The sequence below is a fragment of the Streptomyces sp. NRRL F-5135 genome, assembly GCF_000719775.1.
Taxonomy (GTDB): domain Bacteria; phylum Actinomycetota; class Actinomycetes; order Streptomycetales; family Streptomycetaceae; genus Streptomyces; species Streptomyces hebeiensis.
In genome coordinates, this window is record NZ_JOHR01000012.1 from 290,478 (window position 1) to 311,796 (window position 21,319).

Sequence of the window (21,319 nt, forward strand, 5' to 3'; positions counted from 1 at the left end):
TCCTCCCGCGACGCCTCTCGTGCCGGCTGCCGTCGCCGACGAGGCCATCGCGACGGCGGCCGGCCACCGGCCCCGCGCGGTGTACCCGTACGACACGTACGCTCGTCGAATGCGGAGGAACGACCGGCGTCGAGTGCGGAACGACCTGCCCGCCGGGGTGGCCCGATGAGCGCGCTGATCCCACGGCCGGCCATGGAGATCGCCCCGGGCGCGGTGCACGTACCCGGCTGGCTCGGCCTCGACCAGCAGCGCGAGCTCGTGGCGGCGTGCCGTGCGTGGGCCACCGGCCCGGTCCCCATCCGGCACACGGCGCTGCCGCGCGGCGGCGTCATGTCGGTCAGGACGGTGTGCATCGGCTGGCACTGGCGGCCCTACCGGTACACGCGCATCGCCGACGACGTGAACGGACGGCGGGTCTCCGCGTTCCCCGACTGGATGGTCCGGCTGGGCCGCCGCGCCGTCCTGCGGGCGTACGGCGACGAGGCGGCCGCGGCCGCCTACACACCCGACACCGCGCTGATCAACTTCTACGACGGCCGGGCCAGGCTCGGTATGCACCAGGACAAGGACGAGAAGTCCTCCGACCCGGTGGTCTCCCTGTCCATCGGCGACACATGCGTCTTCCGTGTCGGCAACACCGAGACCCGGACCAAGCCCTACACCGACATCGAACTCGCCTCGGGTGATCTGTTCGTCTTCGGAGGCCCGTCCCGGTACGTCTACCACGGCGTGCCCAAGGTCCACGAAGGCAGCGCCGACCCCGCCACGGGGCTCAGGACCGGGCGGCTGAACATCACCATGCGGGTCACCGGCCTCCAAGGTCGCTACACCGAGTAGGCGCTACACCGATGAGGACGGCGACGGAAGGGGCTGCTCCGTCCAGATGGTCTTGCCGTGCTGTGTGTGCCTGGTACCCCAGCGTTCGGTGAGCTGGGCCACCAGGAGCAGCCCGCGGCCCCCCTCGTCGAAGACCCGGGCCCGGCGCAGGTGCGGGGCCGTGTTGCTGGCGTCGGAGACCTCGCAGATCAGGGCGGTGTCGTGGATGAGGCGGAGTTGGATGGGCGGGACGCCGTAGCGGATGGCGTTGGTGATCAGTTCGCTGACCACGAGTTCCGTGATGAACGAGACCTCGTCCAGCCCCCAGACCGACAGCTGCGCCGCGGTCATCTTCCGCGCCTGGGCCACCACTTCCGCGTCCGCGGGCAGGCCCCAGGTGGCGACCTGGGAGGCGTTCAGGCCGCGGGTCCGGGCCAGCAGCAGCGCGACATCGTCCGAGGGCGGGCCGGAGAGCAGCGCGTTCACCACCTTGTCGCAGGTCAGCTCCAGGGAGGGCGGGGCGGCGGCCAGTACGCGGGACAGCCGGGACAGGCCCATGTCCAGGTCGCGGGCCTCGGTCTGGATGAGGCCGTTGGTGAACAGGGCGATCAGGGTGCCGTCGGCCAGTTCCAGCTCGGCGGATTCGAAGGGCAGCCCGCCGAGGCCCAGCGGCGGCCCGGCCGGTACGTCGGGGAAGTGGACGGTGCCGTCCGGCCGCACGAGGGCGGGGGCCGGATGTCCGGCGCGGGCCATGGTGCAGCGGCGGGAGACCGGGTCGTACACGGCGTAGAGGCAGGTGGCGCCGGTCCCGCCCGCGCCGACCGGCTCGGCCTCGGCGGCGCCTTCGGCACTTCGCGTACCCCGGCTGCCACCCATACTCCTCATACGCCCCATGCCCCCCGCGCCCCCCGTGCCTCTCATGTCCCTCACGTCTCTCATGGCCGTGCCCCGTACGCCGTCCTCGTCCGCGGCGGGGCCCTCCTCCCGTTCGAGGCGCAGGACGAGATCGTCGAGGTGGGTGAGCAGTTCGTCGGGCGGCATGTCCACGTCGGCGAGGGTGCGAACCGCCGTACGCAGCCGCCCCATGGTCGCCGACGCCTGGATGCCGTGCCCCACCACGTCCCCCACCACCAGCGCCACTCTCGCGCCCGAGAGCGGGATGACGTCGAACCAGTCGCCGCCCACCCCCGCGCCCGATCCCGCAGGCAGATAGCGGGAAGCCACCTCCACCGCCGCCTGCCGGGGTGTCCGCCGGGGCAGCATGCTGCGCTGCAGGGCCAGCGCGGTCTCGTGCTCGCGCGCGTAGCGGCGGGCGTTGTCGACGCACAGGGCCGCCCTGGCGGCGAGTTCCTCGGCGAGGAGCAGGTCGTCGGCGTCGAACGGGTCCGGGCTGCGGTGCCGTACGAACTGGGCCAGCCCCAGCAGCACGCCCCGCGCCAGCAGTGGTACGAGGAGGAACGAGTGGATGCCGTGCGCAGCCACCTTCCCCGAGCGGGCCGGATCGCGCGCCAGCCAGGCCCGCGTGTCCGGGCTGTCGACCGGATACAGCGCCGACTTCCCGGTGGCCAGTGTCCGGGCCATGGGGGAGTCCTCGGGGTAGCGCTCGGCCTCACCCGTCGGGATCGCGGCCTCCGGGCAGCCGGGCAGTACCGAGTGCTGCGCGGTCCGGCACAGGACCACCGGCTCGGCGGTCCCCACCGGTCCCAGGGGCTCGACGGGTTCCGAAGGTCCCACCGGTCCATGGGGCCCCACCGGCCACGGAGACTCCGTCGATGCCGGGGGCTCCGTCGGCTCCGGGAATTCATCCGGTCCCGGGTGCTCCAGGTGCTCCATCGGCTTCGGGGGCGGCGGCGACGCGTGCCCAGGTCGCCCCGGTGGCTCCGGCTGTCCTGGCGGTCCCGGCCGGCAACGCGGCCCCGGACGGCCCGGTGTTCCCGGACGGCCCGGTGGTGCCGGACGGCCCGGTGGTGCCGGCGGTGTCGTTCCTCGGACGTTGTTCGGACCGTACGAGACGACAGGTTCCAGCAGGTCCACCGCGACGAAGTCGGCGAACTGCTCGGTCGCCACCTCCGCCAGCTCCTGGGCCGTCCGCGCCACGTCCAAGGTGGTGCCGATACGGACACCGGCCGCGTTCACGACGGTCAGCCGCTGCCGGGCCCGGTACCGCGCCGTGGTGTCGAGCGCGGCCAGCGCCACGCCCCGTACCGTCCCCGCGGGATCCTTCAGCGGGTAGACGATGGACGACCAGGCATGCGCCCGGCCTTCGCCCGGGGCCTCGGTGAACATCTCCGCGGTCATCTGTTCCCCGGTACGGAGCACCTGGCTCATCATCTCCTCGAGCTGCTCGGCGGCGGGGCCCGGGTAGATCTCCGTCGGGCGAAGGCCGTCGAGGCGGCCCACCTGGGAGTTCATGACGCGCCGCCCCTCGGCGCTGCCGCCCGTCAGGCGGCCCTCGTCGTCGTAGATGCCGATGAGGATGGGCATCTGGTCCAGCGCCCACTCCCGGAGCGCAGCGGCCGGGGCGCCGCGCTCGCGCTCCTGGTCTTCGCCCTGAGCCCGGCCCCGGCCTTCGTCCCGGCCCCGGCCCTGGTCCTCCCGGCCCCGGCCCTGGTCCTGGCCTTCCGAGGGTGGTTCCGTACCGTTCGGGGGCGCTGGTCGCTCGTCGCTCATCACTCGTCCCGGCAAGTAGGGGCCCCGGCCTCGCCCGCTCCCGGGCCGGTGCTCTCACCGTTACCACCACCTGGGGCGCCCCGCGATTCGGCGGCGGCCAGGTGGTACGCCCGTCCGGACGCGAGCCGTCAGGACCGCTTCACCTGGATGGCGAAAGTCCCGTCCGCCTCCTCCGAGACGACCGTGATCTCGACGCCGTTGTCGTCGTCCACGAACGTCTCGCCCGGCCGGTACGGCGCGTCCGACAGCTCCGCGTGCACGTTCGGGCGTCGCGTACAGCCCCCGCTGTCGCGTTTGGCGTCCGACACGGTGACCGGTCCGCGCCCGGTGTCGACGTCGGAGTCCACGCGGTAGATCAGAACGCCCGGTTCGCACACGGCCTCGTCGTTGCCCGCACGCGTCCGTACCTCCACCGCGTAACCCGACTCCTCCGACACCGGTACGAAGGCCAGCTTCGGGCCGCCCGCGACCGCCAGCGGCCCCAGGACGTGCTCGCTGACGCCCGGCTCCGCGGCGCAGGCGACCTGCTCGTCGTCGAGCCAGCCGAGCTTCCACTTGTGCCAGCCCAGCAGGTCGTTGTTCGCCCCCCAGTCCTCGGACATGATGTCCCAGTGCCCCACGGCGCCGCCGCCGTCCGACGTATAGAGGTCGGGGAGGCCGAAGACATGGCCGTTCTCGTGCGGCAGCACCCGGTAGCCGGTCCTGCCGTACGATCCCGAGCCGTCGTCCTGGCGGCCGTAGACGAAGGACGTGTTCGCGAGCGGCACGCCGTCGGCCTGCGGGGCGTCCGCGTTGCCGGAGAAGGTGACGGACAGGACGGTGTCCAGCGCCGAGGGGCCGGCGTTCGGCGTGACCAGGACGTTGACCAGGTCGTACGCGCTGAAGTCCACCTTCGGGTCCGCCATGGCGACGATGTCCTCCACCAGCCGCCGGTAACCGGGCTCGTACGGTGCTCCGCGCTCTATCCCGTACTGCTTGAAGGGCAGCGGCATCCGCAGCCAGTCCTTCAGCGGGGCCTCGGGACGGTAGTCGAGCCGGCCGTACGAACTGGTCCTGAACCACTCCGACGTCTGCGGGAAGAACTCCGCGAGCCGGTCGAGCGCCTTGCCCCGGCCCTTGGCGTCCGGGAAGTCGATCATGAGGTTGAGGGCCCGGACCCGGCCGGTGGAGCGGACGTAACCCGGTGGTGTGGGCAGCCCCTCCGACATCTGGACGACCGCGGTGGAGGAGATACGGCACGGGTCGAGCGGGGCGTCGTCGGTGCCCGCCACGGGGCCGGCCGAGGCGCGGGTGGGGGCGGAGAGCGAGGAACTGCCCGTGGTGAGGGCGGCGAGGGTGAGCGCCGCGAGGCCGGCGAGCGCGCCGATACGGCGGGGGCCGCGGCAGTTGCCGGAAGGGGCGGGGGCGCTGTGGTCGGCATGGCCGCCGCGCTGGTCGTGCTGGTCGTGCTGGTCGTGCTGGTCGTGTTCAGTGTGTTCGGCGTGCTTGCCAGGCCTGTCGCGCCCGGCGTTTCTGTCAGGTCTGTCAGGTCCGCCGGGGCTGTCGTGCCTGTCGGCGCGGGTGGCGCCGGGCCGCGTGGGGCTCGCCCGGCCGGAGCCCTGGCCACCGCTTCCGGCTATCTCGCCGGTGCTCTGTATCCGACGCCTGTGCCGCATCCTGTGCTGCATGTGGTCGCCTTCGGGTCCACCGGCAGTCGGCCGTCCGGACTGCCCTCTGTCCGATCAACCTCCCTCGCGCGGCGCGTCGGCGCTCGCTGGGTGCGCCGATCGTGGGTTCTTTCGTCGGCCAGGCATATGTGTCCCGGGTCACAGCGGCCCGCTGAAATAACCGGGGATCGCTTCCCCGTTTACCTGTGCGTCCTGTCGAAACGGGGAACGAATCCCCGATTCGTCAGGCCGGACGACGAACGACACGGAGTGAAAGGCCGGACCGACGTGACCATCACCGCCGCAACCGAAGCGCGCCGGCCCCACCGCCCTCGCGCGGACGCGCTGCGCAACCGGGAACGGATCGTGACGGCCGCCCGGGAGATCTTCGTGGAGTACGGCCCCGACGCTCCGCTGGACGAGATCGCCCGGCGCGCCGGCATCGGTAACGCCACGCTCTACCGGCACTTCACCGACCGGAGTGCCCTGGTGCACGCCGTCGTGCTGTACGTCGTGGGTCGTGTCGGGGACATGGCGGAGCGGAGTGTCACCGAGGAGGGCGACCCGTTCGCCGCGCTGCGCCGTTTCGCGCATGCGGCGATCGACGAACGCATCGGCGCGCTCTGTCCCATGCTCTCCAGCGCGTTCGACCGGACCGACCCCATCCTGGAGGCAGGCCGCACCCGCCTCGAGGGCGCGGTGGAGGGGCTGATGGAGCGGGCGCGGCGGGCCGGACGGCTCCGTACGGACGTCGCCGTGGGGGACCTGATGGTCGCGCTGTCGCAGCTCACCCGTCCGCTGCCCGGCACCTGCTGCCTGGACATGGACAGGTTCGCCCACCGGCACCTCCAGCTCTACCTGGACGGCTTGGAGGCGCCCGCCCGGTCCGAACTGCCCGGCTCCGCCGCGACCTTGGAGGACTTGCGCGGCGCGGTCGGCTGATGCGCGCAGACCCTGCCGACGTCGCCAGCTGAGCGCCCCGATCCCCGCCGGTTCCCGCCCGACCCTCGCCGGTTCCTGCCCGATCCCCGCCGGTTCCCGCCCGACCCTCGCCGGTTCCTACCCGATTCCCTCCGGTTCCTGCCCGATCCCCGCCCGTTTCTGCCCGACCTTCGCCCGGCTCTCGGCTGGCCCCGTCGGCCCGTCATCTCCCCCGTTCTCGCCACCACCGCCCTGCCTGTCCCTTGCCTACCGCCACCGCCTGCCCATCTCCTGCCTACCTTCCATCTCCTGCCTACCTTCCATCGCCTGGTCATCGACTGCTCCCGGCGACTCCATGACTTCGTAAGACAGGCAGCGTCGCCTGCTCTTACGTCCGTACGTCCGTTTTTCATACATACGCATCGCTAGGTGGACACCTCCATGTCTCAATCACCCGGAATCCGATCTTCCGAATCGGGCTCCGCATCCGTCGACGGCCCCGCCCGCCCTGCCGGCTCCGTCGGCCTCTCAGGCCGTACCGGCCTCCCTGACCCCAGTCGCTGGAGGGCCCTGGTCTTCATCGCGCTCGCGCAGCTGATGGTCGTCCTCGACGCGACGATCGTGAACATCGCGCTCCCCTCCGCGCAGCAGGACCTGGGCATATCGGAGGCCAACAAGCAGTGGGTCATCACGGCCTACGCCCTGGCCTTCGGCGGTCTGCTGCTCTTCGGGGGCCGCGTCGCCGACCTGTGGGGACGTAAGCGCGCCTTCGTGGTCGGTCTGCTCGGCTTCGCCGCCGCCTCGGCCATCGGCGGTGCCGCCGGCAACGAGGCGATGCTGCTGGGCGCCCGCGCGCTCCAGGGCGTCTTCGGCGCGCTGCTCGCGCCCGCCGCGCTGTCACTGCTCGCGGTGATGTTCACCGACGCGAAGGAGCGGGCGAAGGCGTTCGGGATCTATGGCGCGATCGCCGGTGGCGGCGGCGCCGTCGGCCTGATCCTGGGCGGTTTCCTGACCGAATACCTGGACTGGCGCTGGACCTTCTTCGTCAACATCCCGTTTGCGATCGTGGCCGCGCTCGGCGCGTACTTCGTGATCCGCGAGCCCTCCGGCGACCGTAATCGTTCCCCGCTGGACGTCCCCGGCGTGGTGCTGTCCACGCTCGGCCTGGTGTCGCTGGTGTACGGCTTCACGCGCGCCGAGTCCGACGGCTGGACCGATGCCGTGACGATCCTCCTCTTCGTCGCGTCCGTGGTCCTGCTGGCCGTGTTCGCGGCCGTCGAGTCGCGGGTCGAACACCCGCTGCTGCCCCTGCGTGTTGTCGCCAACCGCAACCGCGGTGGCGTCTACCTCTCGCTCGGCCTCGCCGTGATCGGAATGTTCGGGCTCTTCCTCTTCCTGACGTACTACCTCCAGATCGTGCGCGGGTACTCGCCGGTCAAGACCGGTTTCGCCTTCCTGCCGATGATCGTCGGCATGATCACGGGCTCGACGCAGATCGGCGCACGGCTGATGACGCGCGTTCCGGCGCGGCTGCTGATGGGGCCGGGCTTCCTGCTCGCCGCCGTCGGCATGCTGCTGCTGACACAGCTGGACATCGACACCTCGTATCTGGGCCTCATCCTGCCCGCGCAGCTGATGCTCGGCCTCGGGATGGGTACGGCGTTCATGCCGGCCATGTCCCTCGCCACGCACGGCATCGAACCGCGTGACGCGGGTGTCGCCTCGGCGATGGTCAACACGTCGCAGCAGGTGGGCGGCGCGATCGGCACGGCGCTGCTGAACACCATCGCGGCCTCCGCGACGACGGCTTACATCACGGCGCACGCGGCGGCCGCCGGTGATGCGAAGCTGCTGGAGCTGCGGGCCATGGTCGACGGCTTCACCAGCGCCATCTGGTGGGCGGTCGGCATCCTGGCCGTCGCCGCGGCGATCGCGCTGACCTTCGTCAACGCCGGCCGCCCGGGAGCCGCGTCCGCGAAGCCGGGCGCCGGTGACCTCCAGGGTGCCGGGGCCGCCGAGGACGAGGCGCGGCTGCCGGTCGTGATGCACTGACCGTACGGCTCATGCCTCGTGCCGCGGGCCTGGCCTGAGGGACGTACGGCCCGGAGCGCTCCCCCTTTCGGGGACCACTCCGGGCCGTACGCGATGCTCGTTGCTCGGCCGGCCACCGGACCATCGGCACCGGGCCACCGGCACCGGACCATCGGCACCGGACCACTGGACCACCGGACCACTGGCACCGGACCACCGGCACCGGACCACCTGCACCGGACCACCTGCACCGACTCAGCGGCGCCACGGCAGGTCCGCGCCCGTGCCCTCCGGCTGGAGCCCCTCCGCCATCACCCGCGTGATCTCCCCGAGCTGCTTCACCTGATCCGGGGTGAGCCGGTCGAAGATGGCCTGCCGTACGGCGGCCACGTGGCCGGGCGCGGAACGCTCCAGCACCTCGTACCCGAGGTCCGTCAGGAACGCGTTCTGTCCCCGCTTGTCGGAGTCGCACTCCTCACGTCGTACCCAGCCGTGCTGCTCCAGCCGGGCGATCGCGTGCGAGAGGCGGGAACGCGTGATCTTGGCGTCTTTCGCCAGCTGTGTCATCCGCATCCGGCGCCGGGGAGCCTGCGAGAGGAGCACGAGCAGCCCGTAGTAGATGTGCGGCATCCCGGCATCACGCTGGAGCTGCCGGTCGAGATGGTCCTCCAACAACCTGGTGGCGTGCAGATACGACCGCCACACGCACTGTTCCTCGTCGCCGAGCCAGCGCGGCTCCCCGCCCGTTCCGGCGTCGCTGCCGGTGGATGCCGTGTTCATGTATCCACTGTACCCATTCTTGAAAGTTAAACTATGTGAGCGTATTCTTGTGTTTCGTGAACGCTTGAGCTTTCAAGCAGTAGGGGCCGGGCGGTGCGGGTCTGGATCCGCCCGCCCGCCCCGCACCAGGTCCACGAACCGGGAGCCGTCATGACCGCCGTCGCAGAACGCATGCCCGCCCTCTACCTCTCCCATGGCGCCCCGCCACTGGCCGACGATCCGGTCTGGCCCGGTGAGCTGGCGGCTTGGTCCGCGACACTGCCGCGCCCCAAGGCGATCCTGATGGTCTCCGCGCACTGGGAAGAAGCGCCGCTCGCGCTGGGGGCCACGGAGCCGGTGCCGCTCACCTACGACTTCTGGGGCTTCCCCGAGCACTACTACCGGGTGCGGTACGACGCCCCTGGCGCGCCGGAACTGGCCGCTTCCGTGCGGAAGTTGTTGCGTGCCCCGGGAACGCCCGTGCAGGACATCCCGGACCGGGGTCTGGACCACGGCGCGTATGTGCCGCTGGTCGAGATGTTCCCCGAGGCGGACGTCCCCGTGCTCCAGATCTCCATGCCGACGCTGGACCCGCGTGAACTTCTGAAGATCGGCCGCAAGCTGGCTCCGCTGCGCGACGAGGGAGTGCTGATCATCGGCAGTGGCTTCTTCACGCACAACCTGGCCGCACTGCGCCACCAGGGCGGGGGAGTGCCCGCTTGGTCGTCGGAGTTCGACGACTGGGGCGCGCGGGCGCTGCTCGCCCAGGACGTCGACGCCCTGCTCGACTTCGAGAACAAGGCCCCCTCCGGCCGGCTGGCGCACCCGCGCACCGAGCACTTCGCCCCGCTGTTCGTGACGCTGGGGGCGTCGGAGGGTGACCTGGGCGAGGGGCGCAGCGTGATCGACGGCTTCTGGATGGGAATGGCGAAGCGGTCGGTGCAGTTCGGCTGAGTCTCCAAGCCGATCGGCCGCGTCTCCCGGGTTGATCGGCTGAGACTCTCAGACCGATCGGCCGCGTCTCCGGGCCGAGGTCGGAGGGGTGTACCCGTCAATCGGGGGCACGGCAACCAAATGGTGGTGGGGGTCGTCTACTGGGGCAGGTCTGCAAGGGTGGTGAAGATGTCCTCGAGCGCGCCGGGGAGCACCTCCATTGCCGCCCTGACCTGCGCATCCGTGTGCTCATGCGGTGTCGGCCCGACCGGTGGGCGGCACAGGATACTGCATGATCAGAAAATCGATGTACGGCATGGGAATTCTGTCCGGATTCCAGTCGTTGTTTCCAACGGATGCAGGGCACCCGGGAGGGTGTCGCGACCTACTCAGTTCAGCAAGGGAGCTCGCATGGCAACCCGTGCCGTCGCCCGTCGTACCGCCCCCGGCGCCTCGGACGCCTCCGGCGGGACGAAAGCGGCAAACAGCGTTCGCGCCGTAGGCGGGGAGATCGCCGACCGCGACCTGGTCGGCATGTACCTCGACGAGATCGCGCGTACGCCTCTGCTCGACGCCGCCAAGGAGGTCGAGCTGTCCCAGACCATCGAGGCCGGTGTGTACGCGCGGCGGATCCTCGACGGGGAGGTGGAGAGCGAGGCGGCGGAGGACGCTTCGCGCGAAGAGCTCGAAGCGCTGGCCAGGGCGGCCGAGCGCGCCAAGGACGTCTTCATCCGCTCGAACCTCCGCCTGGTGGTGGCCGTGGCGCGCCGCTACCCGCGCAGTGGTCTGCCCCTCCTGGACCTGATCCAGGAAGGCAACGCGGGCCTGGTGCGCGCGGTGGAGAAGTTCGACTACGCCAAGGGATTCAAGTTCTCCACCTATGCCACGTGGTGGATCCGCCAGGCCATCACGCGCTCCATAGCGGACCAGTCCCGGACGATCCGGCTGCCCGTCCACCTCGTGGAGGAGCTCGGCAGGATCCGGCGTGTGCAGCGCGAGTTCAACCGTGAGCACGGCCGGGACCCGGAGCCCGCCGAGGTGGCCGCCGAGCTCGGGTCGAACCCGGAGCGGGTGAATGACGTCCTGGACTGGGCCCGCGACCCGGTCAGCCTGAACATGTCGGTGGACGACGACGGCGACACCCAGTTCGGTGATCTTCTGGAGGACACCTCTGCCGTCTCACCCGAGCAGTCCGTCCTCACCCTGCTGCGCAGCGAGGAGCTGGAAGACCTGATCGGCAAGCTCGACCAGCGCACGGCCTCGATCATCCGGATGCGGTACGGCATCGAGGACGGCCGTGAGCGGACGCTCACCGAGGTCGGCAAGGAGCACGGCCTGACGCGGGAGCGCATCAGGCAGATCGAGAAGCACGCGCTGTTGGAGCTGAAGAAGATGGCCCGCGATACGGGTTTTGACGCGGCGGCGTGAGGGGGCCGCGAAGCCGGAAAGGCGGCGTCCCCACGCCGCTGTCCGGCGTGAGCCGGTGAGCCCCGGCACTGAGTCCCCGCACTGAGCCCACGCACTGAGCCCCGGCACTCTTGGGGGGACTCGACAGATCCGTCGAGTCCCCCCAAGAGCGCCGGGGCTTTTCGTGGCCGCCGGCTGTCGCCGGCCACTGGTCGCCGACCGCTTGCTGATGCCCCGGTCAGGATGTTCCGGTTTCGATTCCGGTTTCGGTTCCGGTGCCCCGGGGGCAATTTCGATGCCCGGTCGTGTCCGCCTTGCTGCCCGGATCTGTTTACTTTCCGGAAAACTGGGCGTAGCGTGTCGCCGAAACCACAGGTTCGGGCACGGAACGGACGCAAAGCCACATGTACGCACCGGAGCGTCAGCAGGAGATCCTGCGGCTCGCCCGCGAGAGCGGTCGGGTCGATGTGCTCTCGCTGGCAGAGGAGTTCCAGGTCACCGCCGAGACCGTACGGCGTGACCTCAAGGCCCTGGACCGGGCCGGGCTCGTACGGCGGGTGCACGGCGGCGCCATTCCGGCCGGGCGGCTCGACTTCGAGCCCGATCTCGCCGAGCGCGAGTCGACGGCCGCCGACGAGAAGGACCGCATCGCCCGCGCGGCGCTCGCGGAACTGCCCGCGGACGGGAGCGTGATCCTCGACGCCGGCTCGACCGTCGCGCGGCTGGCGGCCGAGCTGCCGCTGGAGTGCGAGCTGACCGTCGTCACGCACGCGCTGCCCGTCGCCGCCCGCCTCGCGGACCACCCCGGCATCGACCTCCACCTGGTCGGCGGCCGGGTACGGCACCGTACGCGCGCGGCCGTCGACGCCTGGGCCCTGCGGGCATACGGGGAGATCCGCGCGGACATCGCCTTCCTGGGCACCAACGGCTTCTCGCCGGACGCCGGGCTCACCACGCCGGATCTGGCCGAGGCCGCCGTCAAACAGGCCGTCGCCACGGCAGCCCGGCGGGTCGTCCTGCTCGCCGACTCGGCCAAGCACGGGCAGGAGCACTTCGCACGCTTCGGCTCGCTGGCCGACGTGGACCTGCTCATCACCGACAGCGGGCTCAGCCCTTCGGACGTCGCGGCGGTCCAGGCCGCGGGCACCGAAGTGCTGTGTGTTTAGGAGCCTCCCCATGCTGCTTACCGTCACTCCGAACCCCAGTCTGGACCGCACCTACGAGATCCCCGCGATCGAGCGAGGGGAGGTGCTCCGGGCCACCGCCGAGCGCATGGACCCCGGAGGCAAGGGCGTCAACGTCTCCCGGGCCGTCGCCGCGGCCGGTCACCCTACCGTCGCCGTACTCCCGCTGGGCGGCGCTCCCGGCGCGCTCGTCGCCGACCTGCTCGCGGGGCAGGGCATCGAGGTCGCGCGGGTACCGGTCGCCGGAGCGACCCGTTCCAACATCGCCCTCGCCGAGCCCGACGGAACCCTGACGAAGATCAACGCGCCGGGACCCGAGCTGACCGCCGCCGAGTCGGAGTCGCTGCTCTCCACGATCCGCTCCCACGCCGGCTCCGCCGCCTGGATCGCCTGCTGTGGCAGCCTGCCGCGCGGTCTCGGCGCGGACTGGTACGCGGAGCTGGTCGCCCGCGCGCACCGCGCCGGGACCCGGATCGCCCTCGACACCTCGGGGCCTTCCCTGCTGGCCGCTCTCCGCGAGCGGCCCGATGTCGTCAAGCCGAACGCCGAGGAACTCGGCCAGGCGGTCGGCCGCCCCCTGGCGACCGTGGGAGACGCCGTCAAGGCGGCGGAGGAGCTGCGCGGCCAGGGCGCCGGAGCCGTCCTCGCCAGCCTGGGTGCGGACGGGCAACTGCTGGTCTCGGCGGCGGGGACGTACTTCGGCTTCGCCCGGGTCGCCGCCGTACGCAGTAACGTCGGTGCGGGCGACGCGTCGCTGGCCGGCTTCCTGGCGGCGGGCGGGGACGGGGCCGCCGCCCTGGCCGCCGCCGTCGCCCACGGCGCGGCCGCCGTGCAGCTCCCGGGCAGTGTGATGCCGTCCCCGGCGGATCTGGAGCCCTCGGCGGTGACGGTGACCACGGACGTGCCGCTGGACCGTCCGCTCACGGAGCCCGTGCCATGAGCCCGAGCCGCGAGCGCCGCTCCACAAGCCCCACGACCACCACCGTCCCCACAGCCACAGCCACAGCCACAGCCACAGCCATGGCCCCACTGAGCCCTGTGAGCCACATGAACCCCATGGGCTGTACGAGTCCCCCGAGCTTCACAAGACCCCTGAGCGCTACGAGTCCTCTCACCTCCCCGAACCTGACCCGCGCGATATGCGAGCAAAGGAGCCCGCGATGAGCGAAATGATCACCGCGGACCTGGTCGACCTCGACCTGGCCGCCGAGACGAAGGAAGCCGCGGCCCGCTCGCTGGCGGAACGGATGGTGGCGCTCGGCCGCGTCACCGACCTGGACGGCTTCCTCGCCGACGTGGCCGCCCGCGAGGCGCAGATGCCGACCGGACTGGACGGCGGCATCGGGATCCCGCACTGCCGCAGCGCGCATGTCAGCGAACCGACGCTGGCCTTCGGCCGCTCGTCGCGGGGCATCGATTTCGGTGCCCCGGACGGTCCGGCGGACCTGATCTTCCTGATCGCGGCCCCGGCCGGCGCGGACGACGCCCATCTGACGATCCTGTCTTCCTTGGCCCGCCGGCTGATGAACGAGGACTTCACGACGGCCCTGCGCTCGGCGTCGGACCCGACGGCGGCAGCCGCGCTGATACGGGGCGAGGAGGCCACGGCCCCGGGTACGGACACCGCCCCGGATGCCGACGCCCCGCAGAGCCCCGCGCCCGCCCCGGCCGCGGCGGCCCCGGCGCCGGCCGAGGAGCGCTCGGCCGGGGACGCGCCGGTTTCCCGGGCGGAGCCGTCACCCGCGACGGCGGCTGCCTCCGAGGCCCCCTCGGCCGAGACGGCCTCATCCGCCGCGTCCGACGCCGAGAACGGCCGGAACAGAGTCTTCCGTATCGTTGCCGTCACCTCGTGCCCCACCGGCATCGCGCACACCTACATGGCCGCCGAGGCCCTGGAGCAGGCAGGCCAGAACGCCGGCGTCGAGCTGACCGTCGAGCCGCAGGGCTCCGCCGGCTTCAAGCGGCTCGACCCCGCCGTCATCGCCGCCGCCGACGGCGTGATCTTCGCGCACGACGTACCGGTACGGGAGAAGGAACGCTTCGCCGGCAAGCCCACCGTCGACGTCGGCGTCAAGGCGGGCATCAACCGGCCCGCGGAGCTGATCGACGAGGTCCGCGGCAAGGCCGAACGCGGCGAGATCACCACCACCGCCCACGCCGCGCCCCTGGACGACGCGGGAGAACCCGGCGAGGGCTACGGCACCAAGCTCCGCAAGTGGCTGATGTCCGGTGTCTCGTACATGGTCCCCTTCGTGGCGGCCGGTGGGCTGCTCATCGCCCTCGGCTTCGCCATCGGCGGCTACACCGTCGACAAGGCTCCTTCCGTCGCCGAGCACTTCGTCTGGACCGACCACACCAGCTGGGCAGCACTGCTGTTCCAGATCGGCGGACTGGCGTTCAGCTTCCTCGTTCCCGTCCTCGCCGGTTACATCGCCTACGGCATGGCCGATCGCCCCGGTCTCGTACCCGGCTTCGTCGGGGGCTCCATCGCCCTCACGATCAACGCGGGCTTCCTCGGCGGTCTGGCCGCCGGCCTGATCGCCGGTGCCACGGTGATGGCCATCCAGCGGGTGAACGTGCCCGCCGCCCTGCGCGGGATCATGCCCGTCGTGGTGATCCCGCTGGTCTCCTCGGCCGTCGTCGGCTTCCTGATGTTCCTGGTGGTCGGCAAGCCGATCGCGGAACTCCAGAAGGCCCTCACCGACTGGCTGTCCGGCCTCTCCGGGGCCAATGCGATCATCCTCGGTGTCATCCTCGGGCTGATGATGTGCTTCGACCTCGGCGGCCCGCTGAACAAGGTCGCCTACGCCTTCGCGGTCGGCGGTCTCGCCAATCCCAACGACGGCAGCCTCAAGGTCATGGCCGCCGTGATGGCCGCCGGCATGGTCCCGCCGCTCGCCATGGCCCTGGCCACGACCGTACGGGGCAAGCTGTTCACGCGCACCGAGCGGGAGAACGGCAAGGCCGCCTGGGTGCTCGGCGCCTCGTTCATCACCGAGGGCGCCATCCCCTTCGCCGCCGCCGACCCGTTGCGGGTGATCCCTTCGGCGATGGCGGGCGGCGCGGTCACCGGCGCGCTGTCAATGCTGTTCGAGTGCACACTCCGGGCGCCGCACGGAGGTGTCTTCGTGATCCCGCTGATCGGCAACCCGTTCCTCTACCTGATCGCGATCGTGGCCGGCACCTGTGTCAGCGCCGGGCTCGTCATCGTGCTCAAGAGGGCCCGGAAGACGGGCCGCCCGGAGCAGTCCGGGACGGCGGACCGCCCCGACGACAGCGCCGGGAACGAGGCCAAGGTGCCGGTGGCCGCCTGATCCCACGCCTCACCCTCCGGCCCTACGCCCGCCCACCCCTGACCGGCCGTACGTGCCACCCGCACACCGCCCCACCGTCGTACCCGGCGGACGTCACCGCACCCGCGCGCGGAGCTCCATGGCTTCGCGCGCGGCGCGTTCCGTCAGATACACCTCGCACATGTGGCGGCCGTCCGGCGTCGCGGTGTGCTCCACTTCCCAGAGGCTGGTCTCACTACCGTCAATCAACAGGAACGCGTGCTCGTAGAGGGTGAAGCCCGCGTCCTTGCCCTCTATCTCGTACTGACGGCCGAAGACCTGCGTGATGTGGTGCGCGAACGCCGTGCGCAGCAGCGTCGCGGTGTCCTCGCCCGGCCGGTCGGCGTTCTCCGCCCTGCGCAGTACCCGCCGGGCGTGGTCCGCGGAGTTGTCCGGCGAGTACATCCGGCTCCGTGGAGTCGGCGGCAGTGCCCGCAGTCCCCTCAGCAGGGCGAGATGGGCGTCGATCTCCGCCGTGCGCTCGGACTCCAGTTCCGACAGCAACTCGGCCGCGACGTCGTCCATGGGCGGTTCCTCCCCGGAGGCCGGCGCCTCCGGGTCGGCGAAGGAGAGCCGAGGCGCCTCCGGACTGCCGGGACGGCAGAGCCGGGCGGCGGCGAGCCGCACCTCGGATTCGTCACCGTACAGCTCATGCAGCCGCGCGCCGTCCCGACCGGTGTTGTGCACCAGCTCCCACAGGGTCAGCGTGCCGCCGTCGTCGAGCAGATAGGTGTGCCGGTACGTCTCGCGGTGCAGCCCCGCACTGTGGTGCGCGGAACACAGCGAACTGGCGTGCGCCAGCGCACGGTCGAGCCGCTCGACCAGTGCGTCGGGCAGGTCGAAGGAGTTGAGTGCCCGACCCAGGAGTCGCGAGAGGTGCGTCTCGGTTGTCTCGTAGGGATCGTTCAAGATGGGTCTCCAGGCCGTTGCCACATGTCACTTGGTGATTGCATAACGTAGCGCCTAGGGCTGACATCGCGTCCCACGTTTGGGAAAACGAAGGGGGCGTATGGGAAGTTCCTGCACGCCCCCCTTCAACTAAGTGACTACGCCCCTCAGTCGACCCTGTACAGCTCACGGTACGAGGGGAATTCCCCGCCAGGCCCCTGAATACTCTCCGCAGCCTCCACCGCTCGCACGATTGCGCTGGTCACGACCGAGGCACCGGCCCCCAGGACCTCGTTCAACGCGAGAGGATCGCCCTCCGTGAGCGGCCGCCGACCTGTAGCCAGCGCGAAGACCGTGTCTCCGTCGTTGAGCAGATGCACGGGCTGGACAGCGCGTGCGATACCGTCGTGCGCCGTCCCCGCGAGCTTCTGCGCCTGTGCGCGGGACAGTTCGGCGTCGGTGGCGACGACGGCGAGGGTGGTGTTGAGCGGTGCCGGTCCGTTCCGCTCCCGCAACTCGGCCAACCGCCGCCGTGCCGCGTCATGTACGTCGGGCGACGGGTACGGCGGACGCCCACTGACGTACCGTCCGTACAACACACCCGTCAGCGGATCCACTGCGGATCCCGCCGCATTGGCGACGACCAGGGCGGCCACGGTCGTCCCGGAGTCCAGGACCACACTCGCCGTGCCGACCCCGCCCTTGAGCTGTCCGACGAGTGCGCCCGTACCGGCGCCCACCCCGCCTTCCTCGACCGGCGCTCCGTACTCCGTCGCGGCGGCGGCCTCCACCGCGGCGCGTCCGGTCGCCGCGTCCGGCCGGATGCTCCAGTCGCCACCACGCCCGAGGTCGAATATCCCCGCCGCGGGAACCACCGGCACCACCTGCGCCGGATCGGCCCCGACCCGTATGCCACGGCCCCGCTCCTCCAACCAGGCCATGACACCCGACGCCGCGTCGAGTCCGTAAGCGCTGCCGCCCGTGAGAACCACGGCCTCGATGCGCTGGACGATGTTGCGGGGATCCAGGGCATCGGTCTCCCGAGTGGCCGGACCGCCACCTCGCACGTCCACGGCCGCCACCACTCCGCCCTCCGGAGCGAGCACCACGGTGGCCCCGGTGAGCGCGTGGTCGCCGGCGACCCGCGCGTGCCCCACTCGCAGTCCCATCACATCGGTCAGCGCGTCATTCATCGGCAGCCGTAACCCCCATCGGTCGCACCCGGACGCTCCCAGCCAACACCCCCGCCACCGGCCCCGTCCACCGGCCCACGCCTGTCTTTCCCGGCGCGTCGGACCCCGGTCCGCCCCGCTGCCCGACGCGTCCCCCTCGCCCGGCCGGCGAACGGACGCCCGGTTCCGGACCACCCGTCGAACACCCCCGTACCCTGGAGGTATGAGTACCGTTCCCGACCCCGAGTCGCACAGCGAGGAGCGCCCTCGTCCACCTGTGGCGCTGATCTTCGACGATCCGCTGGACCAGCGTTCCTCCGACGACACGGACCGAGGCTGGGGCGAGCGGCCCGCCGGCAGCGGTGACGCCGCCGCCGACCTCGCCCGCTTCCTGGACGAGAAGCCGCCCCACCACATCTGAGCCCCTTCCGGGGCGGGGACGGCGGGCAACGGAGCGCCGCGCCGCCGGGAGACCGGCACAGCGACCGATCCCTCCAGGCACCCCCGGACCGTCCCCGGCCCGGCCGCGGGCACGTTCCGTGCTACCGGGTGCCGGAACCGGGGGTCTGGTCCGGAACCGTGCCGGGACCGGAGTTCCGGCCGGCTCCCTGACCCTGCTGAGCGAGCAGGGCGTCCCTGATCTCCTTCAACACCTCCAGCTCGCTGACCTCGATGACCTCCTGGACCTCTTCCTTCGCCGCCTGATGCCTGGCCCGCCGGGCGAGGTACTTGGCCATGGGCAGCACCATCAGGAAGTACACGACCGCTGCGGTGATCAAAAAGGTCAGGACCGCGCTCAGTACCGACCCCCACATGATGAGGATGCCCTTGGAGGCATCTCCCGCCGCGTTGACCTCGCACGGTGACTTCAGACACGAGCTGTACTGGTTCAGGTCCTGTGTGCCGAACGCGCCGACGACCGGGTTGATGAAGCCCTTCACGACCGAGTTCACCACGTTGGTGAAAGCGGCACCGATCACGACGGCGACCGCCAGGTCGATCACGTTGCCGCGCATCAGGAAGGCCTTGAAGCCCGCCAGCACGCTCTCCTTGTCCTCGCTCACGGGTGAGCCTCTCCTCGCATGGGCCGTACGGATGACGAATCGCTCCGCAACCTACGACAGTGCGTGCCCGTGCTGTCCAATCCGCACACGAGGTGAGACGGCTCCGCAGGACGCGGCTCAGCAGCACGCCGACGCGACGCAGAGGTTCGGCCGCGCGGCTCAGCACACCGTCACCGCGAGCCGGGACGTCGCACTCGCCCCCGCCAGCTGAGCGGCTGTCTTACGCGGCACACTCAGCACCACCAGCGCCCCACCGTCCGTCCCGTTCTCGGCCGCCCGGGGAATCTCGGACACTCGGGCGCCACGGGCCACGACCCGTGCCTCGGACTCCCGCTCCGGTGAACCGAGCGAGCCGGGCGAGAGCGGAGGCGCCGCGATCACATCGACCCGGTCTCCCCGCCGTAGCAGCCGGACCGTCGCCGCGTCGGCGATACGGACCGGAGCCGACACCAGATCCACCTCCCCGCGCGCGGGATCACGGCCGGACCGGGCCGTCGCCGCCGCGTCCGGCGACGCCCCCGCTCCCGTGTCGGTCGAGGAACCCGCCCCGGCCGCTCCCACCGCGCCGCCGGCACCCGCCGCGGCCAAGGCGGCGGCCGTCACGGCCAGCCCGGCAGCGGTGGCCCGCCGCTGCCTCAGCACGGCCCGGCGCAGCCGCAGCCGCGAGCCCCGCGAGCGCAGGGGATCGAACGCCGGCACACCGCGCGGCTCGGGCACGGGCGAGCCCGTGGTGGGCGCCGGGACCCGAGTGCGTGGCCGACGAGAAGGAGAAGGGACGTGGGGGAACGAGTGGGACATGGCTACCACCGCCTGCCGTGAGGAACTTTCGCGATCGCTCCTCACGATCCACCACCGGCCGTGATCTCGCCGGGGCCTGTGGATGAGCGGGCGATTGTGGACAACTCCGCCACCCGCCCGAGTGGTTCAGGCTCGAGCCAGGACTTTTCCTCGATCGCCGGGCATGACCGTCGCGGCGGCTGGGCAGCTCAGGATCGGGCAGCTCGTCACGGACCGTGAGTACCACCGAGCGGGCGGCGACGAGCGAGGAGCCGTCCGCGGGCGGTCCGTCACGAACCGCCCGCGCGTGCGGCCCGGGGGCCGGCCGAGCGACAGGATCGCGGTGCGGCGGGGAAGACCCCGCCGACCACTCGGTGGTTACGGCAGCTCCAGCCCGGTGTCCAACCCGTCCAGCGCGTGCGAGCAGAGACAGTCACGCGCGTCGTTCGTCTGAAGCCCGCCCACCGCGTCGAACAACACAGTGCGGAGCCGATCCACATTGGAGGAGAAGACCTTGAGGACTTCGTCATGAGAAACGCCCTCGCCCGTCTCCGCGCCCGCGTCCAGATCGGTCACGAGCGTCAGGGACGTGTAGCAAAGACCCAGCTCGCGCGCCAGCGCGGCTTCGGGGTGCCCGGTCATCCCGACCACCGACCATCCCATCGCCGCATGCCACCGGGATTCCGCCCGCGTCGAGAACCGGGGCCCCTCGACGACGACCAGCGTCCCACCGTCCACGGGCTCCCAGCCCCGCCCGCGGGCCGCGGTGAGTGCCGCCTCGCGCCCCTTCGGGCAGTAGGGGTCGGCGAGCGAGATGTGTATGACATTCGACGCGCTGCCGTCCGGCAGTGGCACTCCGTCGTAATACGTCTGTGCGCGTGCCTTCGTGCGGTCCACCAACTGATCGGGCACGAGCAGGGTGCCGGGTCCGTACTCCGGCCGCAGGCCACCCACCGCGCAGGGGCCCAGCACCTGCCGAACCCCCACGGAGCGCAGCGCCCACAGGTTGGCCCGGTAGTTGATGCGGTGCGGTGCGACACCGTGCGAGCGTCCGTGCCGGGGCAGGAACGCCACCTGGCGGCCCGCGAGTTCACCGAGGAAAAGCGCGTCACTGGGAGGCCCGTACGGGGTCTCCACATGGAACTCGGTCACATCCTCCAGAAAGGAGTAGAAGCCCGAGCCGCCGATCACACCGATCTCCGCGTTAGCCATCCGGCCACAGTAGCCGCACGGCAACGGGCCCCGTCCGAGGCCCCTGAATCATGCCGAGGACCCCGGCCGCGGCACGGGGTCCCGGATGATGAGCGTCGGGCCCTGCTCAGGCGGCCGAGGAACTGCTGGAGCCCGTCGACGAGCCGGAAGAGCTGGAGCTCGCGGCGGATCCGGAGTCCGACGAGGAGGCCGTGGCCGCCGCCGTCGTCTTCGACTCGGACGACGGCTTCGCCCCCGAACCGTTGCCGGTCGAGGCCGGTGCGCTGCCCGAGGACGAGCCACGGCTGTCGTTGCGGTAGAAACCGGAGCCCTTGAAGACAATGCCGACCGCCGAGAAGACCTTCTTCAGCCGTCCCTGACATTGGGGGCACACGGTCAGGGCGTCATCGGTGAACTTCTGCACCGCCTCGAGGCCCTCGCCGCACTCGGTGCACTGGTACTGATAGGTCGGCACTTGCTCCTCCTGGCACTCTCACTCGATGAGTGCTAACGACGCTCCATAGTGAC

Annotated in this window: 18 protein-coding genes; 9 read left to right on the top strand and 9 right to left on the bottom strand. The window is 71.3% G+C overall.

Features of this window, described 5'->3' with window-relative positions; all coding sequences use genetic code 11:
• Positions 1-165 precede the first annotated feature (165 nt).
• Complete coding sequence (locus tag IG02_RS0122205; protein ID WP_030750870.1) at positions 166-837, top strand: alpha-ketoglutarate-dependent dioxygenase AlkB family protein; 672 nt, start codon at positions 166-168, stop codon at positions 835-837.
• Between the two features lie 3 nt (positions 838-840).
• On the opposite strand, the gene IG02_RS37940 is transcribed toward IG02_RS0122205, so the two are convergent.
• Together IG02_RS37940 and IG02_RS0122215 are read right to left on the bottom strand one after the other, a co-directional pair.
• Positions 841-3,486, bottom strand: coding sequence for a SpoIIE family protein phosphatase (locus IG02_RS37940; protein WP_051765503.1), 2,646 nt, complete (start codon positions 3,484-3,486; stop codon positions 841-843).
• Between the two features lie 128 nt (positions 3,487-3,614).
• Positions 3,615-5,153: a M6 family metalloprotease domain-containing protein gene (locus IG02_RS0122215; RefSeq protein WP_234314856.1), complete on the bottom strand. Its 1,539-nt coding sequence runs from the start codon at positions 5,151-5,153 to the stop codon at positions 3,615-3,617.
• Between the two features lie 267 nt (positions 5,154-5,420).
• Here IG02_RS0122215 and IG02_RS0122220 point away from each other — a divergent pair, with 267 nt between their 5' ends.
• Positions 5,421-6,074 (top strand): helix-turn-helix domain-containing protein, encoded by a 654-nt coding sequence (locus tag IG02_RS0122220; protein ID WP_037803918.1) that lies wholly within the window; start codon positions 5,421-5,423, stop codon positions 6,072-6,074.
• Positions 6,075-6,494: 420 nt separating this feature from the next.
• Positions 6,495-8,105: an MFS transporter gene (locus IG02_RS0122225; protein ID WP_078854698.1), complete on the top strand. Its 1,611-nt coding sequence runs from the start codon at positions 6,495-6,497 to the stop codon at positions 8,103-8,105.
• A 234-nt stretch (positions 8,106-8,339) separates the two neighbouring features.
• Here the strand turns inward: IG02_RS0122225 and IG02_RS0122230 are convergent, their stop codons facing one another.
• A complete protein-coding gene (locus tag IG02_RS0122230) occupies positions 8,340-8,864 on the bottom strand; it encodes a MarR family winged helix-turn-helix transcriptional regulator (protein WP_030750884.1) in 525 nt (174 codons plus the stop codon).
• Positions 8,865-9,014: 150 nt separating this feature from the next.
• Here IG02_RS0122230 and IG02_RS0122235 point away from each other — a divergent pair, with 150 nt between their 5' ends.
• From IG02_RS0122235 to IG02_RS0122260, 5 genes are all read left to right on the top strand, one after another.
• Positions 9,015-9,797: a dioxygenase gene (locus IG02_RS0122235; RefSeq protein ID WP_030750887.1), complete on the top strand. Its 783-nt coding sequence runs from the start codon at positions 9,015-9,017 to the stop codon at positions 9,795-9,797.
• 390 nt (positions 9,798-10,187) lie between these two features.
• Positions 10,188-11,204: a sigma-70 family RNA polymerase sigma factor gene (locus tag IG02_RS0122240; RefSeq protein ID WP_030750890.1), complete on the top strand. Its 1,017-nt coding sequence runs from the start codon at positions 10,188-10,190 to the stop codon at positions 11,202-11,204.
• Between the two features lie 383 nt (positions 11,205-11,587).
• Complete coding sequence (locus IG02_RS0122245) at positions 11,588-12,349, top strand: DeoR/GlpR family DNA-binding transcription regulator (RefSeq protein ID WP_030750893.1); 762 nt, start codon at positions 11,588-11,590, stop codon at positions 12,347-12,349.
• 10 nt (positions 12,350-12,359) lie between these two features.
• Positions 12,360-13,307, top strand: a complete 948-nt coding sequence (gene pfkB, locus IG02_RS0122250; RefSeq protein ID WP_030750896.1) for a 1-phosphofructokinase — start codon at positions 12,360-12,362, stop codon at positions 13,305-13,307.
• Between the two features lie 220 nt (positions 13,308-13,527).
• Positions 13,528-15,681 carry a PTS fructose transporter subunit IIABC gene (locus IG02_RS0122260; RefSeq protein WP_030750898.1) on the top strand — a complete coding sequence of 718 codons (2,154 nt, stop codon included), beginning with the start codon at positions 13,528-13,530 and terminating at the stop codon, positions 15,679-15,681.
• A gap of 93 nt (positions 15,682-15,774) precedes the next feature.
• On the opposite strand, the gene IG02_RS0122265 is transcribed toward IG02_RS0122260, so the two are convergent.
• On the bottom strand, positions 15,775-16,608 hold the full coding sequence (locus tag IG02_RS0122265; RefSeq protein ID WP_030750901.1) for a DUF6227 family protein: 834 nt from the start codon (positions 16,606-16,608) through the stop codon (positions 15,775-15,777).
• Positions 16,609-16,754: 146 nt separating this feature from the next.
• Entirely contained in the window at positions 16,755-17,780 is a 1,026-nt protein-coding gene (locus tag IG02_RS0122270; protein WP_030750904.1) for a P1 family peptidase, read from the bottom strand.
• A 202-nt stretch (positions 17,781-17,982) separates the two neighbouring features.
• On the opposite strand from IG02_RS0122270, the gene IG02_RS0122275 reads away from it, so the two are divergent.
• On the top strand, positions 17,983-18,180 hold the full coding sequence (locus tag IG02_RS0122275; RefSeq protein WP_030750906.1) for a hypothetical protein: 198 nt from the start codon (positions 17,983-17,985) through the stop codon (positions 18,178-18,180).
• A gap of 121 nt (positions 18,181-18,301) precedes the next feature.
• Here IG02_RS0122275 and mscL read toward each other — a convergent pair whose 3' ends face one another.
• The 4 genes from mscL to IG02_RS0122295 form a co-directional block, all read right to left on the bottom strand.
• A complete protein-coding gene (mscL, locus tag IG02_RS0122280) occupies positions 18,302-18,823 on the bottom strand; it encodes a large conductance mechanosensitive channel protein MscL (RefSeq protein ID WP_030750907.1) in 522 nt (173 codons plus the stop codon).
• A 159-nt stretch (positions 18,824-18,982) separates the two neighbouring features.
• Positions 18,983-19,621, bottom strand: a complete 639-nt coding sequence (locus tag IG02_RS0122285; RefSeq protein WP_107055666.1) for a hypothetical protein — start codon at positions 19,619-19,621, stop codon at positions 18,983-18,985.
• Between the two features lie 357 nt (positions 19,622-19,978).
• Positions 19,979-20,812: an S-methyl-5'-thioadenosine phosphorylase gene (locus tag IG02_RS0122290; RefSeq protein WP_030750913.1), complete on the bottom strand. Its 834-nt coding sequence runs from the start codon at positions 20,810-20,812 to the stop codon at positions 19,979-19,981.
• Between the two features lie 106 nt (positions 20,813-20,918).
• Entirely contained in the window at positions 20,919-21,266 is a 348-nt protein-coding gene (locus tag IG02_RS0122295; RefSeq protein WP_030750915.1) for an FmdB family zinc ribbon protein, read from the bottom strand.
• Positions 21,267-21,319 lie beyond the last annotated feature (53 nt).

Excerpts from the sequence above, each read along its gene's own strand:
- IG02_RS0122215 (WP_234314856.1), bottom strand. The coding sequence starts at position 5,153 with ATGCAGCACAGGATGCGGCACAGGCGTCGGATACAGAGCACCGGCGAG.
- IG02_RS0122270 (WP_030750904.1), bottom strand. The coding sequence starts at position 17,780 with ATGAATGACGCGCTGACCGATGTGATGGGACTGCGAGTGGGGCACGCG.
- IG02_RS0122275 (WP_030750906.1), top strand. The coding sequence starts at position 17,983 with ATGAGTACCGTTCCCGACCCCGAGTCGCACAGCGAGGAGCGCCCTCGT.
- IG02_RS0122230 (WP_030750884.1), bottom strand. The coding sequence starts at position 8,864 with ATGAACACGGCATCCACCGGCAGCGACGCCGGAACGGGCGGGGAGCCG.
- IG02_RS0122245 (WP_030750893.1), top strand. The coding sequence starts at position 11,588 with ATGTACGCACCGGAGCGTCAGCAGGAGATCCTGCGGCTCGCCCGCGAG.
- IG02_RS0122205 (WP_030750870.1), top strand. The coding sequence starts at position 166 with ATGAGCGCGCTGATCCCACGGCCGGCCATGGAGATCGCCCCGGGCGCG.
- IG02_RS0122240 (WP_030750890.1), top strand. The coding sequence starts at position 10,188 with ATGGCAACCCGTGCCGTCGCCCGTCGTACCGCCCCCGGCGCCTCGGAC.
- IG02_RS0122285 (WP_107055666.1), bottom strand. The coding sequence starts at position 19,621 with ATGTCCCACTCGTTCCCCCACGTCCCTTCTCCTTCTCGTCGGCCACGC.
- IG02_RS0122225 (WP_078854698.1), top strand. The coding sequence starts at position 6,495 with ATGTCTCAATCACCCGGAATCCGATCTTCCGAATCGGGCTCCGCATCC.
- IG02_RS0122235 (WP_030750887.1), top strand. The coding sequence starts at position 9,015 with ATGACCGCCGTCGCAGAACGCATGCCCGCCCTCTACCTCTCCCATGGC.
- IG02_RS37940 (WP_051765503.1), bottom strand. The coding sequence starts at position 3,486 with ATGAGCGACGAGCGACCAGCGCCCCCGAACGGTACGGAACCACCCTCG.
- IG02_RS0122290 (WP_030750913.1), bottom strand. The coding sequence starts at position 20,812 with ATGGCTAACGCGGAGATCGGTGTGATCGGCGGCTCGGGCTTCTACTCC.
- IG02_RS0122260 (WP_030750898.1), top strand. The coding sequence starts at position 13,528 with ATGAGCGAAATGATCACCGCGGACCTGGTCGACCTCGACCTGGCCGCC.
- pfkB (WP_030750896.1), top strand. The coding sequence starts at position 12,360 with ATGCTGCTTACCGTCACTCCGAACCCCAGTCTGGACCGCACCTACGAG.